Annotated in this window: 17 protein-coding genes; 5 read left to right on the plus strand and 12 right to left on the minus strand. The window is 60.1% G+C overall.

Annotation, left to right across the window (positions count from 1 at the left end; translation table 11 throughout):
* Positions 1–3 precede the first annotated feature (3 nt).
* The 5 genes from NA619_RS04625 to NA619_RS04645 all read right to left on the minus strand — a co-directional run bounded on the left by NA619_RS04625 (position 4) and on the right by NA619_RS04645 (position 4,633).
* Positions 4–384, minus strand: a complete 381-nt coding sequence (locus NA619_RS04625) for a RidA family protein (protein ID WP_122167183.1) — start codon at positions 382–384, stop codon at positions 4–6.
* An 87-nt stretch (positions 385–471) separates the two neighbouring features.
* Entirely contained in the window at positions 472–2,580 is a 2,109-nt protein-coding gene (spoT, locus tag NA619_RS04630; RefSeq protein WP_255960419.1) for a bifunctional GTP diphosphokinase/guanosine-3',5'-bis pyrophosphate 3'-pyrophosphohydrolase, read from the minus strand.
* 60 nt (positions 2,581–2,640) lie between these two features.
* A complete protein-coding gene (gene rpoZ / locus NA619_RS04635; protein WP_045431137.1) occupies positions 2,641–2,904 on the minus strand; it encodes a DNA-directed RNA polymerase subunit omega in 264 nt (87 codons plus the stop codon).
* Positions 2,905–3,079: 175 nt separating this feature from the next.
* Positions 3,080–3,700 carry a guanylate kinase gene (gene gmk, locus NA619_RS04640; protein ID WP_255960423.1) on the minus strand — a complete coding sequence of 207 codons (621 nt, stop codon included), beginning with the start codon at positions 3,698–3,700 and terminating at the stop codon, positions 3,080–3,082.
* 69 nt (positions 3,701–3,769) lie between these two features.
* Positions 3,770–4,633, minus strand: coding sequence for a YicC/YloC family endoribonuclease (locus NA619_RS04645; RefSeq protein ID WP_255960425.1), 864 nt, complete (start codon positions 4,631–4,633; stop codon positions 3,770–3,772).
* A gap of 213 nt (positions 4,634–4,846) precedes the next feature.
* Between NA619_RS04645 and rph the strand changes: the two genes are divergently transcribed.
* Complete coding sequence (gene rph, locus NA619_RS04650) at positions 4,847–5,569, plus strand: ribonuclease PH (protein WP_255960426.1); 723 nt, start codon at positions 4,847–4,849, stop codon at positions 5,567–5,569.
* 16 nt (positions 5,570–5,585) lie between these two features.
* Positions 5,586–5,954, plus strand: coding sequence for a DUF4870 domain-containing protein (locus tag NA619_RS04655; protein WP_255960427.1), 369 nt, complete (start codon positions 5,586–5,588; stop codon positions 5,952–5,954).
* Positions 5,955–6,034: 80 nt separating this feature from the next.
* On the opposite strand, the gene NA619_RS04660 is transcribed toward NA619_RS04655, so the two are convergent.
* On the minus strand, positions 6,035–6,814 hold the full coding sequence (locus NA619_RS04660) for an exodeoxyribonuclease III (RefSeq protein ID WP_122167171.1): 780 nt from the start codon (positions 6,812–6,814) through the stop codon (positions 6,035–6,037).
* Positions 6,815–6,898: 84 nt separating this feature from the next.
* Between NA619_RS04660 and pyrE the strand changes: the two genes are divergently transcribed.
* Complete coding sequence (gene pyrE, locus NA619_RS04665; protein WP_255960428.1) at positions 6,899–7,540, plus strand: orotate phosphoribosyltransferase; 642 nt, start codon at positions 6,899–6,901, stop codon at positions 7,538–7,540.
* Between the two features lie 373 nt (positions 7,541–7,913).
* Positions 7,914–8,498 carry a DUF4124 domain-containing protein gene (locus NA619_RS04670; RefSeq protein WP_255960828.1) on the plus strand — a complete coding sequence of 195 codons (585 nt, stop codon included), beginning with the start codon at positions 7,914–7,916 and terminating at the stop codon, positions 8,496–8,498.
* A gap of 65 nt (positions 8,499–8,563) precedes the next feature.
* On the opposite strand, the gene argB is transcribed toward NA619_RS04670, so the two are convergent.
* The 4 genes from argB to coaBC form a co-directional block, all read right to left on the minus strand.
* Positions 8,564–9,463 (minus strand): acetylglutamate kinase, encoded by a 900-nt coding sequence (gene argB, locus NA619_RS04675; protein WP_255960429.1) that lies wholly within the window; start codon positions 9,461–9,463, stop codon positions 8,564–8,566.
* Between the two features lie 15 nt (positions 9,464–9,478).
* Positions 9,479–10,870, minus strand: coding sequence for a phosphomannomutase/phosphoglucomutase (algC, locus tag NA619_RS04680; protein WP_255960829.1), 1,392 nt, complete (start codon positions 10,868–10,870; stop codon positions 9,479–9,481).
* A 1,231-nt stretch (positions 10,871–12,101) separates the two neighbouring features.
* The gene (dut, locus tag NA619_RS04685) at positions 12,102–12,557 is read right to left on the minus strand and encodes a dUTP diphosphatase (protein ID WP_255960430.1); all 456 of its coding nucleotides are present in this window, start codon (positions 12,555–12,557) and stop codon (positions 12,102–12,104) included.
* Positions 12,558–12,563: 6 nt separating this feature from the next.
* Positions 12,564–13,772, minus strand: coding sequence for a bifunctional phosphopantothenoylcysteine decarboxylase/phosphopantothenate--cysteine ligase CoaBC (gene coaBC, locus NA619_RS04690; RefSeq protein ID WP_255960432.1), 1,209 nt, complete (start codon positions 13,770–13,772; stop codon positions 12,564–12,566).
* 120 nt (positions 13,773–13,892) lie between these two features.
* On the opposite strand from coaBC, the gene radC reads away from it, so the two are divergent.
* Positions 13,893–14,567 carry a RadC family protein gene (radC, locus tag NA619_RS04695; RefSeq protein WP_255960434.1) on the plus strand — a complete coding sequence of 225 codons (675 nt, stop codon included), beginning with the start codon at positions 13,893–13,895 and terminating at the stop codon, positions 14,565–14,567.
* An 11-nt stretch (positions 14,568–14,578) separates the two neighbouring features.
* On the opposite strand, the gene NA619_RS04700 is transcribed toward radC, so the two are convergent.
* Positions 14,579–15,922 (minus strand): hypothetical protein, encoded by a 1,344-nt coding sequence (locus NA619_RS04700; RefSeq protein ID WP_255960436.1) that lies wholly within the window; start codon positions 15,920–15,922, stop codon positions 14,579–14,581.
* Positions 15,923–16,369 (minus strand): PaaI family thioesterase, encoded by a 447-nt coding sequence (locus tag NA619_RS04705; protein ID WP_255960437.1) that lies wholly within the window; start codon positions 16,367–16,369, stop codon positions 15,923–15,925. It lies immediately after the preceding gene.
* Positions 16,370–16,391 lie beyond the last annotated feature (22 nt).

Consider the following 16,391-nt stretch of genomic DNA (forward strand, 5'->3'; position numbering starts at 1 on the left):
CTGTTACTCAAGCACCAGAATGGCGTCCATCTCGACCTGTGCCGCCTTGGGCAGTGCAGCAATGCCGATGGCGGCGCGAGCCGGGTAGGGTTGCTGGAAATAACGACTCATGACTTCGTTGACCGTGGCGAAGTTGCCAAGGTCGGTGAGAAAGATGTTCAACTTGACGATGTCCTTCAGCGATCCGCCCGCTGCTTCGGCGACGGCCTTGAGGTTCTCGAAGACCTGCACGGTCTGCGCTTCGAAGCCTTCAACCAGTTCCATGGTTTTCGGATCGAGCGGGATCTGGCCGGACATGTACACGGTATTGCCCGCCTTGATCGCCTGCGAATAGGTGCCGATCGCGGCCGGGGCATTGTCGCTGTGGATCACGGTCTTGCTCATGGGGTGCTCCGATAGAAGAGTGCGGCCCCAGAGGATACGGGCTGAAGCGAACGGGCAAAAGCCCCGAGGCGCGTCGCTGGTGTAGAACTAGGCTTTCATCCGGGTGATGCGCATGACGCCTTTGATTGCACGTAGCTTCTTGATCACGCGGGCCAGATGTACTCGGTCATGGACGCTCACCACCAACTGGACGACGCTGATGCGGCCATCGCGCTCGTCCATGCCGATCTTCTCGATGTTGCCGTCTGCGGCATTCACGCTGCCGGCGAGCAGTGCAATCAGTCCGCGCTGGTGCTCCAGTTCGACGCGCAGTTCGACATTGAATTCACCTGTGACATCCTTGGACCAGGACAGCTGGATGCATTTGTCGGGATTGTGGCGGACGTCGGCGATGTTCCGACATGTATCGAGGTGCACGACCATTCCCTTACCGGCGGAAAGGTGGCCAACGATGGGGTCGCCGGGAATCGGGGTGCAGCACTTGGCGTAATTCAGCACCAATCCTTCTGTGCCGCGGATGGCCAATGGGCCTTCGGCGCTCGGAGCCTGCTCGCCTTCGCTTGCCAACAGGCGGCGCGCAATGACGTAAGCCATCCGGTTGCCGAGGCCTATGTCTTCGAGAAGATCCTCGATGACTTCCATGTGATATTCACTAAGCACGGCCTGGATGCGCTCTGGGGCGATCTTGTCCAGACTCGTTTCGAATCCGGTTAGCACTTTGTTCAGCAGGCGTTCGCCGAGGTTGATCGATTCCGAACGCCGCTGCAGCTTCAACGCATGGCGGATGTGCGTCCGCGCTTTGCCAGTGACCACGAAGTTCAGCCAGGCAGGATTGGGCCTTGCGCCGGGGGCAGTGACGATTTCCACCGTACAGCCGCTTTCCAGTGCTTGGGAAAGCGGTGCCAGCCGGCGATTGACGCGGCAGGCAATGCAGGTGTTGCCGACGTCGGTGTGGACCGCGTAAGCGAAGTCGACCGCTGTCGAACCCTTGGGCAGTTCCATGATGCTGCCCTTGGGTGTGAAAACGTAAACCTCGTCGGGGAACAGGTCGATCTTGACGCTTTCGATGAATTCCAGCGAGTTGCCGGCACGCTCCTGCAACTCCAGCACGCCCTTGACCCACTGCCGGGCACGCGCGTGAGTGCCCTTGGCTGTTTCTTCGCCGTTGGCTTTGTAGAGCCAGTGCGCTGCAATGCCGTTGTTGGCCATCTCTTCCATCTCGCGTGTGCGGATCTGGATTTCGATTGGCACGCCGTGCATACCGAACAGGGTGGTATGCAGGGACTGATAGCCGTTGGCCTTGGGGATCGCGATGTAATCCTTGAAGCGGCCGGGCAGTGGCTTGTAGAGGCTGTGCACTGCGCCGAGCACGCGATAACAGGTATCGACCTTGTCGACGACAATGCGGAAGGCGTAAACGTCCATGATCTCGTTGAGCGCCTTACGCTTGCCGCGCATCTTCTTGTAGATGCTGTAGAGGTGTTTTTCTCGTCCGACTACTTCACCTTGCAGGTCGTCACGTTCCAGGCAGTGGACGAGTGACTGCTCAATCTTGTCGACGATTTCATTGCGGTTGCCCCGCGCGCGTCGGACTGCAGCGCGGATACGCTCCGAACGCATCGGATGCATGGCTTTGAAGCCCAGATCCTCGAACTCGATGCGCATGGCATGCATGCCAAGCCGGTTGGCGATCGGCGCATAGATTTCCAGGGTTTCCTTGGCGATGCGCCGGCGTTTCTCACCAGCCAGCACTTCAAGGGTACGCATGTTGTGCAGGCGGTCGGCGAGCTTGACCAGGATTACGCGAATGTCGCGCGCCATGGCCATGGCCATCTTCTGGAAGTTCTCGGCCTGAGCTTCGGCTTTGGTTTCGAACTTCATCTGGGTCAGCTTGCTGACCCCATCCACCAGTTCGGCGACGGTTTCGCCAAATTGTGCGGTGAGCGCTTCCTTGGCGATGCCAGTGTCCTCGATGACGTCATGCAGCATCGCAGCCATCAGGCTCTGATGATCCATGTGCATGTCGGCGAGGATGTTGGCTACTGCGAGGGGGTGGGTGACGTACGCTTCACCGCTGCGTCGACGCTGGCCGTCGTGGGCCTGCTCGGCGTAGAAATAGGCACGGCGGACCAGATTGACCTGGTCATCGCCGAGGTAGGTCGACAGGCGATCGGCAAGTGCGTCTATGGCTGGCAAGGGAGTTCTCCCTGCTGGCGCGGCGCTACATCTGCGGTTCGACTTCGACCTGGCATTTAATCAGAGGGCCTCGTTCGGCTCTTCCTCGTATTGTACGAACAGCGGCTCGTCGTCGACGATTTCGTCCTGGGCGATGACGTCATAGTCCACCAGGCCAGATGCGATTTCACGAAGGGCCACAACGGTCGGCTTGTCGTTTTCCCAGGCTACCTTGGGCTCTTTGCCGCCGGTGGCGAGTTGGCGAGAGCGCTTGGTAGCGAGCATGACCAGCTCGAAGCGGTTATCTACGTTGTCCAGACAGTCTTCAACGGTAACGCGGGCCATGGTGTTCCTCATCAATAGCGATAAAGCGTGCCCGAATGGGCGAGCGGACGGGATAGTCTAAAAAATCACCAGCCAATAGGGAAGCGGTAAAACGTTTCCGCGCCGGAAGGCTGCCGGCGTTTCAGTCAGCTTGCAGTCGGCAGGGTGTCGCGAACATCGGTGCGAGTGGCCGATCTCAGGCCAGCAGCTGCTCCAGCAGACCCTGGAAGCGTTGCTGTTGTGAAGGTTGCAAAAGCTGGTTAGCTCGAAAGATCGCCTGCAGATCGATCAGGGCGTGGGCGAAGTCGTCGTTGATCACCAGGTAGTCGTATTCAACGAAGTGGGTCATTTCGCTGACCGCTTCGCGCATGCGTTTTTCAATGACCTCGTCGCTGTCCTGGCCTCGATTGGTCAGACGCTGACGAAGGGCTTCCTGAGACGGCGGCAGGATAAAGACCGACTTTGCCTGGGGCATCAGGCGGCGCACTTGCTGCGCACCTTGCCAGTCGATTTCCAGAATCAGATCGAAGCCTTCGCTGAGCGTCTGTTCGAGCCAGCGTTGCGATGTGCCGTACAGATTGCCGAACACCTCCGCGTGCTCGAGGAATTCGTTGTGGCTCAAGCGCTCTTGAAATTCCTCGCGGCTGACGAAGTGGTAGTTGACGCCGTCCACCTCACCCGGGCGCATGGCCCGGGTGGTGTGGGAGACGGACACCCTGACCTGCGGCTGGGCATCGAGCAGGGCTTTGACCAGGCTGGTTTTGCCAGCACCGGAAGGTGCAGAAACGATGTAGAGCGTGCCGGTGGAGGCTGACATGTGGTTCTCTGTACGGTTGCTGAGATATGCCGGGGGCGAGGTCGATTCGGCTAAGGCCAAGCGTAGTTGCTATTCGATGTTCTGGACCTGTTCGCGCATCTGTTCGATAAGCACCTTGAGGTTTACGGCGGCCTGGGTGCTGCGCGTGTCGAACGCTTTGGAGCCGAGGGTATTGGCTTCCCGATTCAGTTCCTGCATGAGGAAGTCCAGGCGCCGGCCGGCGGCTCCGCCAGATTTGAGTACGCGGCGAACTTCGCTGACATGAGTGCTGAGCCGGTCCAGCTCCTCGGCGACGTCGCTTTTCTGAGCAAGCATCACCATTTCCTGCTCAAGGCGCTGCGGTTCAAGTTCGACGCGCATCTCTGTGCAGCGATCAAGAACCTTCTGACGCTGGGTGGCGAGCATGTGCGGGACTTGGGCGCGCAGCGTGGCGGTCTCATCGGCGATCAGGTCGAGGCGTTCGTTGATCAGACGGGCGAGCTCCTCACCCTCTCGAAGTCTTCCCGCCTTCATTTCTTCGAGCGCCTTGTGAAACAGCTGCAGTGCTGCGCTATTGAGCGCTTGTGGGTCAGCCGAATCACCGACCAGGACACCCGGCCAGGCAAGGATTTCCAATGGGTTGAGTGGGGCGGGCTGCTTGATCAGCGCGGCTACACTCTCCGCAGCAGCAATCAGCTGGCTGGCGCGCTCATTGTCCACTTGCATGGAGCGGCCAGCGGCGTCCTCTGCAAATCGCAGGGTACATTCGACCTTGCCCCGTGAGAGGCCTTTGCGCAACGCTTCACGGACGGCGCCTTCCAGTTCCCGGAATGCATCCGGGAGACGCAAGTGGGGCTCCAGGTAGCGATGGTTCACCGAGCGGATTTCCCAGCTTAGAGTGCCGTGGTCGACGGCCTGCTCGGCGCGTGCGAAAGCGGTCATGCTGTGGATCATTGGGGAACCCTCGGTGCGATGCGAAAGGCGAAGGATTGTAAAGGAAAAACCTTCACGTTGCGTCCGCGTATCGCCCGTGCGGCTATGGCTGGGCTTGATAAAAATGACGGGTGTGGGCTGAGGTTCCAGGCCATTTAGCTCGGCGGTGGTCGTTGTGTTGCCCGAGCGCTCTATAATGGGCGCCGTTCATTCCCCATAAGCAGGACAAGTCTCATGAAGCGACCCAGTGGCCGCGCCGCCGATCAGCTGCGTTCCATCCGCATCACGCGCAACTACACCAAGCACGCCGAGGGTTCAGTGTTGGTGGAGTTCGGTGACACCAAGGTGATCTGCACCGCCAGCATCGAGAATGGCGTGCCGCGCTTCCTCAAAGGGCAGGGGCAAGGCTGGTTGACCGCTGAGTACGGCATGTTGCCTCGCGCGACTGGCGATCGTAACCAGCGGGAAGCCAGCCGGGGCAAGCAGGGTGGCAGAACGCTCGAAATTCAGCGTTTGATTGGCCGTTCGCTGCGTGCGTCGCTGGACATGAGCAAGTTGGGCGAAAACACGATCTACATCGACTGTGATGTGATTCAGGCCGACGGAGGAACCCGCACCGCATCTATCACCGGTGCCATGGTTGCGCTGGTCGATGCTTTGAAGCTGCTGAAGAAGCGCGGCGGTCTGAAAGGTGGCGACCCGCTCAAGCAGATGGTTGCGGCAGTCTCGGTCGGTATCTATCAGGGAGAAACGGTGCTCGACCTGGACTACCTTGAGGACTCAGCGGCTGAAACCGACCTGAACGTTGTGATGACCAGTGCCGGCGGTTTCATTGAAGTGCAAGGCACCGCTGAAGGTGCTCCGTTCCAGCCAAGCGAGCTGAACGCCATGCTCGCGCTCGCGCAAGATGGCATGAAGGAGCTGTTTGCGCTGCAAACGGCAGCGCTCGCCGATTGACCTAAAGGAGAACGCCATGGCTGATCAAGAGCTGATTCCTCAACCCTCTGCGCAAGCGCGGCAGTGGGCCATGTTCTGTCACTATTCGGCGTTCTTCTGGTTTCTGGTGCCGATGATAGGCAACGTGCTGGGACCGCTGATTGTCTGGCAGCTGAAGAAGGACATGGACCCCTTCGTCGATGAGCAGGGTAAGGAGGCGCTGAACTTTCAGATCACCTTCAGCATCCTGCTGATGATCTGCGGTGCGCTTGCCTGGATCCTTATCGGCTTCCCGCTGATGGCGTTAATCAGTGTGGTGGCGTTGGTGCTGGTAGTAATCGCGGGCATCCGCGCCAATGAGGGCAGACCCTATCGTTATCCATTCTGCTGGCGGATCGTGAAGTAGCGGCAAGCTTCAGCGAAAAGCAGAAACCGCTTGGCGAAGCGATCAGTATGGACTGGATGCCATCCTAATCCGCTTGCAGCTTAGAGGCTGAGGGTCCAATCGTAGTCCACAACCAGAGGCGCGTGCTGGGAGAAGCGAGGCTGGCGTGGCAGGCGGGCGTTGCGTACGAAGCGACGCATGCCGGAGGTGAGGATCTGATAATCGAAGCGCCAGCCGAGATTCAGCATCTGGGCTTGCTCGGTATCTGGCCACCAACTGTACAGGTCACCTTCACGGCTGACCTCGCGCAGGGCATCGATGTAACCCATGTTGCCGAAAATCTCGTCGAGCCAGGCCCTCTCTGGAGCGAGGAAACCAGTGGCCTGCTGGCAGTCGCGCCAGTTCTTCACGTCCAGCTTCTGGTGGGCAACGTACAGCGAGCCGCAATAGATGTATTCGCGGCGCTTGCGGCGCTGCTTATCCAAATAATGAGCGAAGTCGTCCATGAACTTGAATTTCTGGTTCAGGTCTTCGTCCCCGCCACGGCCGGTTGGCAGCAGCAGGCTGGCAATACTGACCTTGTCGAAATCGGCCTGAAGGTAGCGGCCGTAGCGGTCGGCAGTCTCGAAGCCGAGACCCATGATCACGGCTTTCGGCTGAAGCCGCGAATACAGAGCGACGCCGCCCTGTTCAGGGATTTCCGCGTCGACGCTGTAGAGGAAATACCCGTCGAGCTGGTAAGCGGGATCGTCAAGTTCAACTGCGGAGGCACGGGTGTCCTGCAAGCAGATGACATCGGCATTCTGCGCTTGCAACCAGCTGAGAAGACCCCGCTGCGCCGCCGCTTGAATGCCATTCACGTTGACGCTGATGATCCGCATAAATGGCCCCTAAAAACACGTGCGTGTATGATAACCCAAGCTCTTTGCAATTAGCTAAGCCAGTGTCTTCCGGGAATATTCTTCATGCAGGCGTACCAGCGCGACTTCATCCGCTTCGCCATCGAGCGCGGGGTTCTGCGTTTCGGTGAGTTCACTTTGAAATCCGGGCGGACCAGCCCTTATTTCTTCAACGCCGGACTGTTCAATAGTGGTTCCGCTCTGGCTCAGCTCGGACGCTTTTACGCGGCTGCGGTTGTCGACAGCGGAATTGATTTCGATGTGATCTTCGGGCCCGCATACAAGGGTATTCCGCTGGCAACGGCAACAGCGATCTCACTGGCTGAACATCATGACCGCGACCTGCCCTGGTGCTTCAACCGCAAAGAAGCCAAGGATCATGGGGAAGGCGGCACGCTGGTGGGATCGCCGTTGAACGGCCGCGTGTTGATCATTGACGATGTGATTACCGCCGGCACGGCCATTCGTGAAGTCATGCAGATCATTCGCACCCAGGGTGCAGCGGCGGCGGGCGTACTCATCGCCCTCAACCGGCAGGAACGCGGTCAGGGCGAGCTATCTGCAATCCAGGAAGTGGAGCGTGACTACGGGATGCCCGTTGTGAGCATCGTATCGTTGACTCAGGTCCTGGATTACCTGGCTGAGGATGAGCAGCTTCGCCAGCATTTGCCGGCGGTCATGGCTTATAGAGATCAATACGGTATTTGAGCCTGCAGTCCTTTTCGCCACTCCGTTTACCTGAATTTGTCCTCGCATCATCTAGCTCATTTCGTTGCGGAGTGTTCTGTTTTGTCAGGTCCTGACAATTCTGGCGCGAGTCGGAGACTGTTTGAAACGCAGAAAGGCTGAAACACTGAATCCGTAGCTGCTCGCCCATGTGGGGGCGCCTGAATGAGCTGAGCCGGGCTTCCGACAGCTGTTGCAACTCAAACCTCAAAACCGGACAAGGCAAGGCATGCCAGTTGGTGCAGTTATTGCTCTGCAGATAGCTATAGTTTGTATAAGCTCGGTGTTTCGACATAAAAATATCAGGCGTTTCGGTGTGCCGTACCGTGCGCACTGAATACGAAAAGGCAGGATGATGCGAATAGGGAGCGGGTTACTGTTGCTGTTGGGGATGCTGGGGGCAGCAACGGTGCAGGCTGAGCTGTATCGCTATGTCGATGACAAGGGTGTCGTGGTGCTCAATCGACAGGGCGTTCCACCGCAGCATATCGGCAAGGGCTATGAAGTTCTCAATGATCAGGGGCGTGTAACGCGCGTCGTGCCTCCGGCGCCTACACCTGAAGAACGCCAGCGATTGCTCGAGGCGCAAGCGCGTGCCAGTTCCGATGCTCAACTGCTCCGTCTGTACGCCAGCGTTGAAGATGTCGAGCGGGCCAAGGTGCGCAAGCTGTCGGAGCTGGATAGCGTCATCGGCATCACCCGCGGCAATCTGCAGTCATTGCGCACTCAACAGGCTAATCTCCAGAGTCAGGCGGCAGGTCATGAGCGTGCCGGCCGTACAGTGCCCAAGCAGCTGTTGACTCAGATAGAGAATCTGAACAAGGAACAGGCCAGTTTGCGGCGTGACATCGAGCGCTATAGGCAGGCCCGCAAGCAGGCCGAGACCAGTTTTGCACGTGAGCATCAGCGGGTCGGAGAGCTGCTCGGTCAGTCTGATTAGTGGCGCCGAATAAAAAAACCCAGTGCTTGATCAAAAGCACTGGGTTTTTTATGAACTAGTGATCGCTACTTGCGATTGGTGATCAATGTGCCGACGCCTATGTCGGTAAAGATTTCCAACAGCACGGCATTCGGGACGCGGCCATCGATGATATGAGCGCTGTGCACTCCACCCTGGACTGCCTCCAGGGCGCAACGGATCTTTGGCAGCATGCCGCCATAAATGGTGCCGTCGGCAATCAGATCATCGACCTGGGCCGTGGTCAGTCCAGTCAGCACGTGCCCCTGTTTATCCATAAGGCCGGCGATATTGGTCAGTAGCATCAGTTTCTCGGCCCTCAGCGCCTCGGCCACTTTTCCGGCTACCAGGTCGGCATTGATGTTGTAGGACTCGCCGTCTGGGCCCACGCCGATGGGTGCAATGACCGGAATGAAATTGCCCCGAACCAGCATTTCAAGCAGCTCGGTATTGACGCCGGTAACTTCACCGACATGACCGATGTCGATGATTTCCGGTGAAGTCATTTCAGGCGTCTGCCGTGTGGCCTTGAGCTTTTTGGCGCGAATCAGCTTGGCATCCTTGCCGGTTAGCCCAATCGCGCTGCCGCCGTGCTGGTTGATCAGGCTGACGATGCTCTTGTTGACCTGACCACCCAGTACCATCTCCACCACGTCCATGGTCTGGCTGTCGGTGACCCGCATGCCGTCGATGAAGTGGCTTTCGATATTCAGACGCTTGAGCAGGTCACCGATCTGCGGCCCGCCGCCGTGCACCACCACGGGATTGATGCCCACCGCTTTCATCAGCACGATGTCGCGGGCAAAGCCGGTCTTCAGCTCCTCGCTTTCCATCGCGTTGCCGCCGTATTTGATGACCAGCGTTTTGCCGACGAAGCGACGGATATAGGGCAGCGCTTCGGACAGAACCTGGGCGAATTGGGTGGCAGCTTCACGGCTGAGGGTCATGCAGGGCTCCGCAAGTCAGAACGGCAGGGTGAGATCGGGCGCGACAGTATAAAGCTGGGCGCGGAAGACTTCCTGGATGCGTTTGAGCTCCTCATCGGTCTCAGCTTCGAATCGCAGTACCAGAACCGGCGTCGTGTTCGATGCGCGAACCAGACCCCAGCCTTTCGGGTAGTCAACACGCACGCCATCGAGGGTGGTGATGTTGGCTTCACCCCAGTGAGCGTCCCGGTGCAGTGCCTCGATGATGGTGAACTTGCTTTCCTCGGTTACCTGGATATTGATTTCCGGCGTCGAGATGTCATTGGGGAACGCGGCAAACACCTGCTCGGCATTACGCTTGTCCTGGCTGAGGATTTCCAGCAATCGGACGGCGCTATAGATGCCGTCGTCGAAGCCGTACCAGCGCTCTTTGAAGAAGATATGGCCACTCATCTCGCCAGCGAGCAGGGCGCCGGTTTCCTTCATTTTCTTCTTGATCAGCGAATGGCCGGTCTTCCACATTACCGGACGGCCACCGTAGCCGCTGATCAGCGGTGTCAGCCGGCGGGTGCATTTGACGTCGAAGATGATGTCCGCGCCTGGATTACGAGAGACTACGTCTTTAGCGAACAGCATGAGCAGGCGGTCGGGGTAGACCACTGTACCGGCATTAGTCACCACGCCGACGCGGTCACCGTCACCATCGAATGCGAGGCCGAGATCGGCATTTTCCGACTTGACCTTGGCAATCAGGTCTTCGAGATTTTCCAGCTTGCCCGGGTCTGGGTGATGGTTGGGGAAGTTGCCGTCGACATCGCAGAACAGCGGGATGACCTTGCAGCCCAGCGCTTCGATGAGTTGCGGGGCGATCACGCCGGCCACGCCGTTGCCACAGTCCACCACCACCTTCAACGGCTTGGCCAGTGCGATGTCTTCGCGGATGCGCTTGAAGTAGCTCTCCAGTACATCAACCGGTTCTGCCTGGCCGACGCCTTCGGCCAGGTCGCCGGTCTCGATGCGCTGGCGCAGTTTCTGAATCTGCTCGTTGGCGAGGGTGTCGCCGGCGATCACGATCTTGAATCCGTTGTAGTCCGGAGGATTGTGGCTGCCGGTCAGCATCACGCCCGATTTGCCGGCCAGCACGTTCGCCGCGTAGTAGAGCACCGGGGTAGGGACCATGCCGACGTCGCTCACGGTACAACCACTGTCTACCAGGCCCTGGATCAGATGCTGGACCAGTTCTGGGCCTGACAAGCGGCCATCGCGACCGACCGAAACGTTCGGCTCACCTTGAGCCAGGCTCTCGGAGCCTACTGCGCGGCCGATCCAGTATGCGGTTTCGTTGGTCAGGGTATCGCCGACAACGCCACGGATGTCGTAGGCGCGAAAGATGCTCGCAGGCAATTGCGGGGCTTTGGGGGCGCTCATTGCGGTTTCTCGCTCCTTGGTGTCGAGGCCAAGCCAGTCCTGGTCCTCGTCGAGAATGTCGATGTCGAGAATATCGGTGTCCTGAAACAAAGGATCGACGTACTCGTTAGTTGCTGCTTTTCGGACCGCTGGCTGTGGTGCAGCGGCAGCTTTGGTCGGTGCCGCTGCGGGGGCGCGCTGCGGCAGTCTGGCCAGACTCTTGGCCAGCGCATCAAGTGCTGGCAGGCTCAAAGTCGGTGATTTGATGGTCTTGCCGTTCGAGAGTTCCTGCACCATGCGACCCAGGTTCATGACGTCCTCGCGAAGTCGACGTTGCTGGGTACTTAGCACTGTGTGCAGGCCCAGCAGCAATCCACACAGCGCTGCCAAGGCGGCGACGAGCAGCAGGAGTGGAGATATCGCAGTGGTGCTTGCGGACGAACTCGGTACAAAGCTGACTTGCCAGTTCGGATTGGTTGAGGGCAGCGGAATGGCTTCGCCCGACGCTGATGTCGAACCGCGCTGAGCGAGTGTCTGTGCCGGTGCATTGCTGAATTGTTGTACCAGGCGAAGCTGGCCTGCGTCGGCGGGCAGCGCGGGCAGCGTCGTTAGAAAGCGCTCCAGGCTGGTCACCAACAGTAATGTACCTTCGACCGGTTGTTGCGGGTTGCGGCGCAGAGCCGCGGCACTGTACAGCAGCCAGCGATCGCCCACTTTGAATGCTTCGGGTGCCGGTGCGGCGCCGTTTTCAGCACGCTGAAGCAGGTCCAGCGCGGCGAAGTTCAACGGCCCCGGGCGGTCAGAGTCCTGCCGCGCCTGGCCGCGTGCGCTGATGTGGACATCGATCACGCCGTCCCGGTAACCCAGTTCGCGCTCGGCGGCGCGCATCTGGCCGGGCTGCTCGCTGCGCAGGGCGTCCAGCAGTTGCGGGTCGCGGACAGCCGCCTGGGTATCTTCGGCGAGTTGGCGCAGGGCTTGGTCGACCGCGGATGCCTGACTACGGCCCCACGCCTCGGCAAGTTCGGCAGCATGCTGTTGCCCGCTGGATTGGTAGGCAATCCCGAGCAAGACGCCGGCCGCGACGAGACCCGCCAAGCCTGGCAGCAAGCCGGGAATGAGCATTTTGAGCCCGTTGTTGCGACGGGCTGGTGATGATTGGGTGTCGGCGGGGTTGAGAACGCCGTCGTCCTTGGCCGTGCGCTTGAAGAGTTTCATGGAGCTCCTCGATCATCCTGAATAAGTGAGAAATGCCTCAATGGCTGCCGGAATGGCCAAAGCCGCCGGCGCCACGCTCACTATTGTCGAACTCGCTGACCAGTTCGAACTGCGCCTGGATCACTGGGACCAGCATCAACTGTGCAATGCGTTCGCCCACGGCAATGGTGAAGCTGGTCTGGCCACGGTTCCAGCAGGACACCATCAGCTCGCCCTGGTAGTCGGAATCGATCAGGCCGACCAGGTTGCCGAGCACGATGCCGTGCTTGTGGCCCAGGCCGGAGCGGGGCAGCACCAGAGCAGCCAGATTCGGGTCGGCGATATGAATCGATAGTCCGGTGGGGATGAGCAGGGTCTGGCCCGGTTCAAGCGTCGCGTCAGACTGCAGCATGGCACGCAGGTCTAGGCCTGCCGAACCGCTGGTGGCGTAATCGGGCAGGGGGAAATCCTGGCCCAGGCGGGGATCGAGAATCTTGGCTTGGAGTTTGTGCATTATTGGTCAGGCCTGGTGGTAACGGTCGGCGATAAAGGCGATCAGCTGGCGGGCGATGTGGCCCTTGCTGGCCTGGCTGAAGCGGGTTTCATGCTGCTGGCGGTCGATCACGGTGACGGCATTTTCTTCACTGTTGAAACCAATGCTGGGGTTGGCTACGTCGTTGGCCACGATCAGGTCGAGATTCTTGTCGCGCAGTTTGCGTGTCGCGTACTCCAGCAGGTTTTCCGTTTCGGCGGCAAAACCAACACTGAACGGGCGATCTGCACGCCCGGCCAGCGTGGCAAGGATGTCGGGGTTGCGGACCATCTGCAGCAGCAGTCCGTCGCCGCTGGTGGGGTCTTTCTTCAATTTGTGCGGCGCGACCACTTCTGGGCGGTAGTCAGCGACGGCTGCGGCAGCGATGAACAGATCGCAGGGCATCGCAGCTTCGCAGGCGGCGAGCATGTCGCGGGCGCTGACTACATCGATTCTCTGAACCCTGTCTGGTGTTGGCAAAAACACCGGGCCCGCTACCAGGGTGACCCGAGCGCCAGCTTCAGCTGCCGCCTCGGCAAGGGCGAAGCCCATCTTTCCCGAGCTGTGGTTGGTGATGTAGCGCACCGGGTCGATGTTTTCCTGAGTGGGACCGGCTGTGATCAGCAGATGTTTGCCGGTCAGCAGGCTGCGTTCGAAGCAATCGGCGGCGGCCTGGGCCAGATCGTCAGCTTCCAGCATTCTGCCCATGCCGACGTCGCCGCAGGCCTGACTGCCTGACGCAGGCCCGAACATCCTGATGCCGCGCTGCTGCAGAAGCGCGCGATTGGCCTGGGTGGCAGGGTCGGCCCACATGGCCTGATTCATCGCCGGTGCCAGCGCGACGGGTGCGTTGGTCGCTAGTACCAACGTCGTCAGCAGATCATTGGCGACGCCCTGGGCCAGACGCGCCATGAGATCGGCGGTGGCAGGGGCGATCAGGACGAGATCGGCCCAACGAGCCAGCTCGATATGGCCCATGGCAGCCTCGGCGGCTGGGTCGAGCAGATCCAGGTGTACCGGATGCCCGGACAGTGCCTGGAGCGTGAGCGGCGTGATGAATTCACGACCCCCACTGGTCATTACCACCCGAACCTCGGCGCCTTGATCACGGAGCCGGCGCACCAGCTCGGCACTCTTGTAAGCGGCGATGCCGCCGCCGACACCCAGGACGATGCGTTTACGATAAAGCCGCTGCATAGGCCTGCCTTGTTGCGTGGTGAGAACTGGTTCCGGCGGAAGCCGGTGACGCTGGTCAAAAGGCCGCTAAGATAGCACAGGGCCCAAAGGGAAATAGGGCACGCTCAACAGGGAGAAAGCATGAGCATTCGTGACTGGCCCGCGGCGGAACGACCGCGGGAAAAGCTTCTGGAACAAGGTGCTTCGGCACTTTCGGACGCCGAGCTGCTGGCAATCTTTTTGCGCACCGGCGTGTCCGGTAAAAGCGCGGTGGATCTGGCCCGGCACCTGCTTAACGAGTTCGGCAGCCTGCGCGCGCTGCTGGAAAGCGATCTGGAGCAATTCGGTTCGCACCTGGGACTGGGTACTGCGAAATTCGCGCAGCTCCAGGCTGTCCTGGAAATGGCGCGTCGCCACCTTGCCGAGCGCATTCGCCGCGATTCCGCGCTTGAGAGCCCGCAGGCAGTGCGTGATTACCTCAAGGCCCGCTTGCGGCATGAACAACACGAACTCTTCGCCTGCCTGTTCCTCGACTCCAAGCATCGGGTGCTTGCGTTCGAGGTGCTCTTTCACGGGACCATCGACGGTGCCAGCGTTTACCCGAGACAGGTGGTCAAGCGCGCGCTGGCACAGAATGCTGCAGCCGTCATCCTGACCCATAACCATCCTTCTGGCGTCGCAGAACCTAGCCAGGCCGATCGCCAGCTGACTCGCAAACTCACCGATGCCTTGGCGTTGATCGACGTGCGCGTGCTCGATCATTTCATTGTCGGCGACGGCGAACCATTGTCGATGGCTGAATACGGCTGGATGTAAGCCAAGGTTGCTCACGCCAGCAGCGGTATCAATAGCAACGGGATCAAAACGCTGAGCACGAAGCGGCCGTTCCAGCCGACGGCTATCCGCCAGGGCGACAGCTGCGCGTGGCGGGCCAGCAATAAGGCGGAGGGTCCATAAGGTGAGAGCAGCATCGCCAGGGAAAACCCGAACAGCAGGGCTACCGCAGGCTGCATCACCTCCAGGCCCTGGCTCGCCAGCTGTGCGAGCAAGGCGGCGCAGAGATTGAGTGAGATCAGTGGCGCGACGCCCAGCAGCGCCAGGCTCATCACGGCTAATGCGCCAAAGGTGCCAAGGCCAAATAATGCCAGAGGCGTGCTTCCCAGATGTTCGGCCAGGTGATGCACCGGCAGAATGGCTGAAACCAGCCCGGCGAGCAGGGCCGAGCTGGCGAAGATGAACGTCTCGTTGCGCATGCCGATCAGTGTTTCGCTGACTTCGCGGAAGACCTGCCGCGGGGCGATGCGTTGCCAGAGCAGAATTGCGACCACTGAGAGCGGCACTAGCAGCATCGCGGCCTGGGTCGCCGACAGCCACGTCAGCGCGGCGAGCAAGGCGATCAGTCCGATCCCGATCAGGCTGCCGAAAAAGAGACCACGCAGGCTCCCGGCGGGCTGATGCGAATCAGCGCCCGCCGCGTCAGGCAGATGATCGACCAACTGTTGCAGACGCCGGTTCTCGGTGCGCCAGCCAAACAGCAACATAATCGCACCGCCGAGCAGACCGAATGGCAAGAGCGCACTCCAGCTCAGGCCGGGTAATTCACGGGTCAGGATCGCGACCGCAACGCTCGTGGGTGCCAGCAGCGGCACCAGTGCGAACCCGCGTAATGCGGTAACCATCACGCCGCGGCGACCCTCACGCCGTTGGGTTTCGCTGTAATGCCGCCCTTCCATATGGCGTTCAAGCGAGCCGCAGATCAGGTTGAGCATGCCGAAGCTGAGCACGGAGCTGATCGCGAAAGTACTCATCAGGTAGCCCGGATAAAGCCATGCGCGCGGGCCAGCGAGCAGCAGCCGATGTAGCTCGCTAAGTTGACGCAGCCGCTTGACCAGGCAGTGCATCAGGCCCAATGCGCCGATAAAGGCGGCGTAGTAGGCCGCCGAGGACAGCATGCGCGAGGCCTGCTGCCAGTTCGCCTCGCCAGAAAGAAGCCAGTATCCGAGCAGCGCCAGGGTGACCATCCCAAGCCGGCGGGGGTAGGGCATCAGCGAACGCCAGTGCCAGGCAAAGAACACAGCCAGCAGCACGCCGCTTGTGACACTCAGTGGCTGGACATGGGTAATCAGCGCCAATAGCTCGAACAGCAGAGCCAACGGCAATAGCGCGGTCATTTAGGCGGGCATTTCACGGCGCAGGGCGCCACGTTTGAAAACGCCTTCGCCGAAGGCAATCAGGCGATCGTTCTCGTCCAGCAAATCGCAACTGGCCATGAACACCTTGTGTCCAGCCGAACGGCATCGGGCGACGGCTCTGACGCGGCTGCCAGCAGCGGCGGATTTGCTGAAGTTGATGTTCATCGACAGGGTAATGGCGACACGGCGCTCGTCCGGGTCAGGCTCCCAGGTCCCGCAAAGGCCCATGGCGACATCCATCAAGGTCGCCATGACGCCACCGTGCATGTTGCTGGCGTTGTTCAGGTGCCGCGGCAGTAAGGTCAGCGCCAGCGTGGCGTGCTCAGGGCCGTAGGCGAGCAGCTCACAGCCGATGTCCTGAAAGAAGCCGGTCACCGATGCATGAACCTGCTGCAGCTGGGCGGGTGAGTAGTCGGAAGTGGGCATGGCGCTCGGTCGCGGATGGCTT

It is taken from the genome of Stutzerimonas stutzeri (assembly GCF_024448895.1).
Taxonomy (GTDB): Bacteria; Pseudomonadota; Gammaproteobacteria; order Pseudomonadales; family Pseudomonadaceae; genus Stutzerimonas; species Stutzerimonas stutzeri_Q.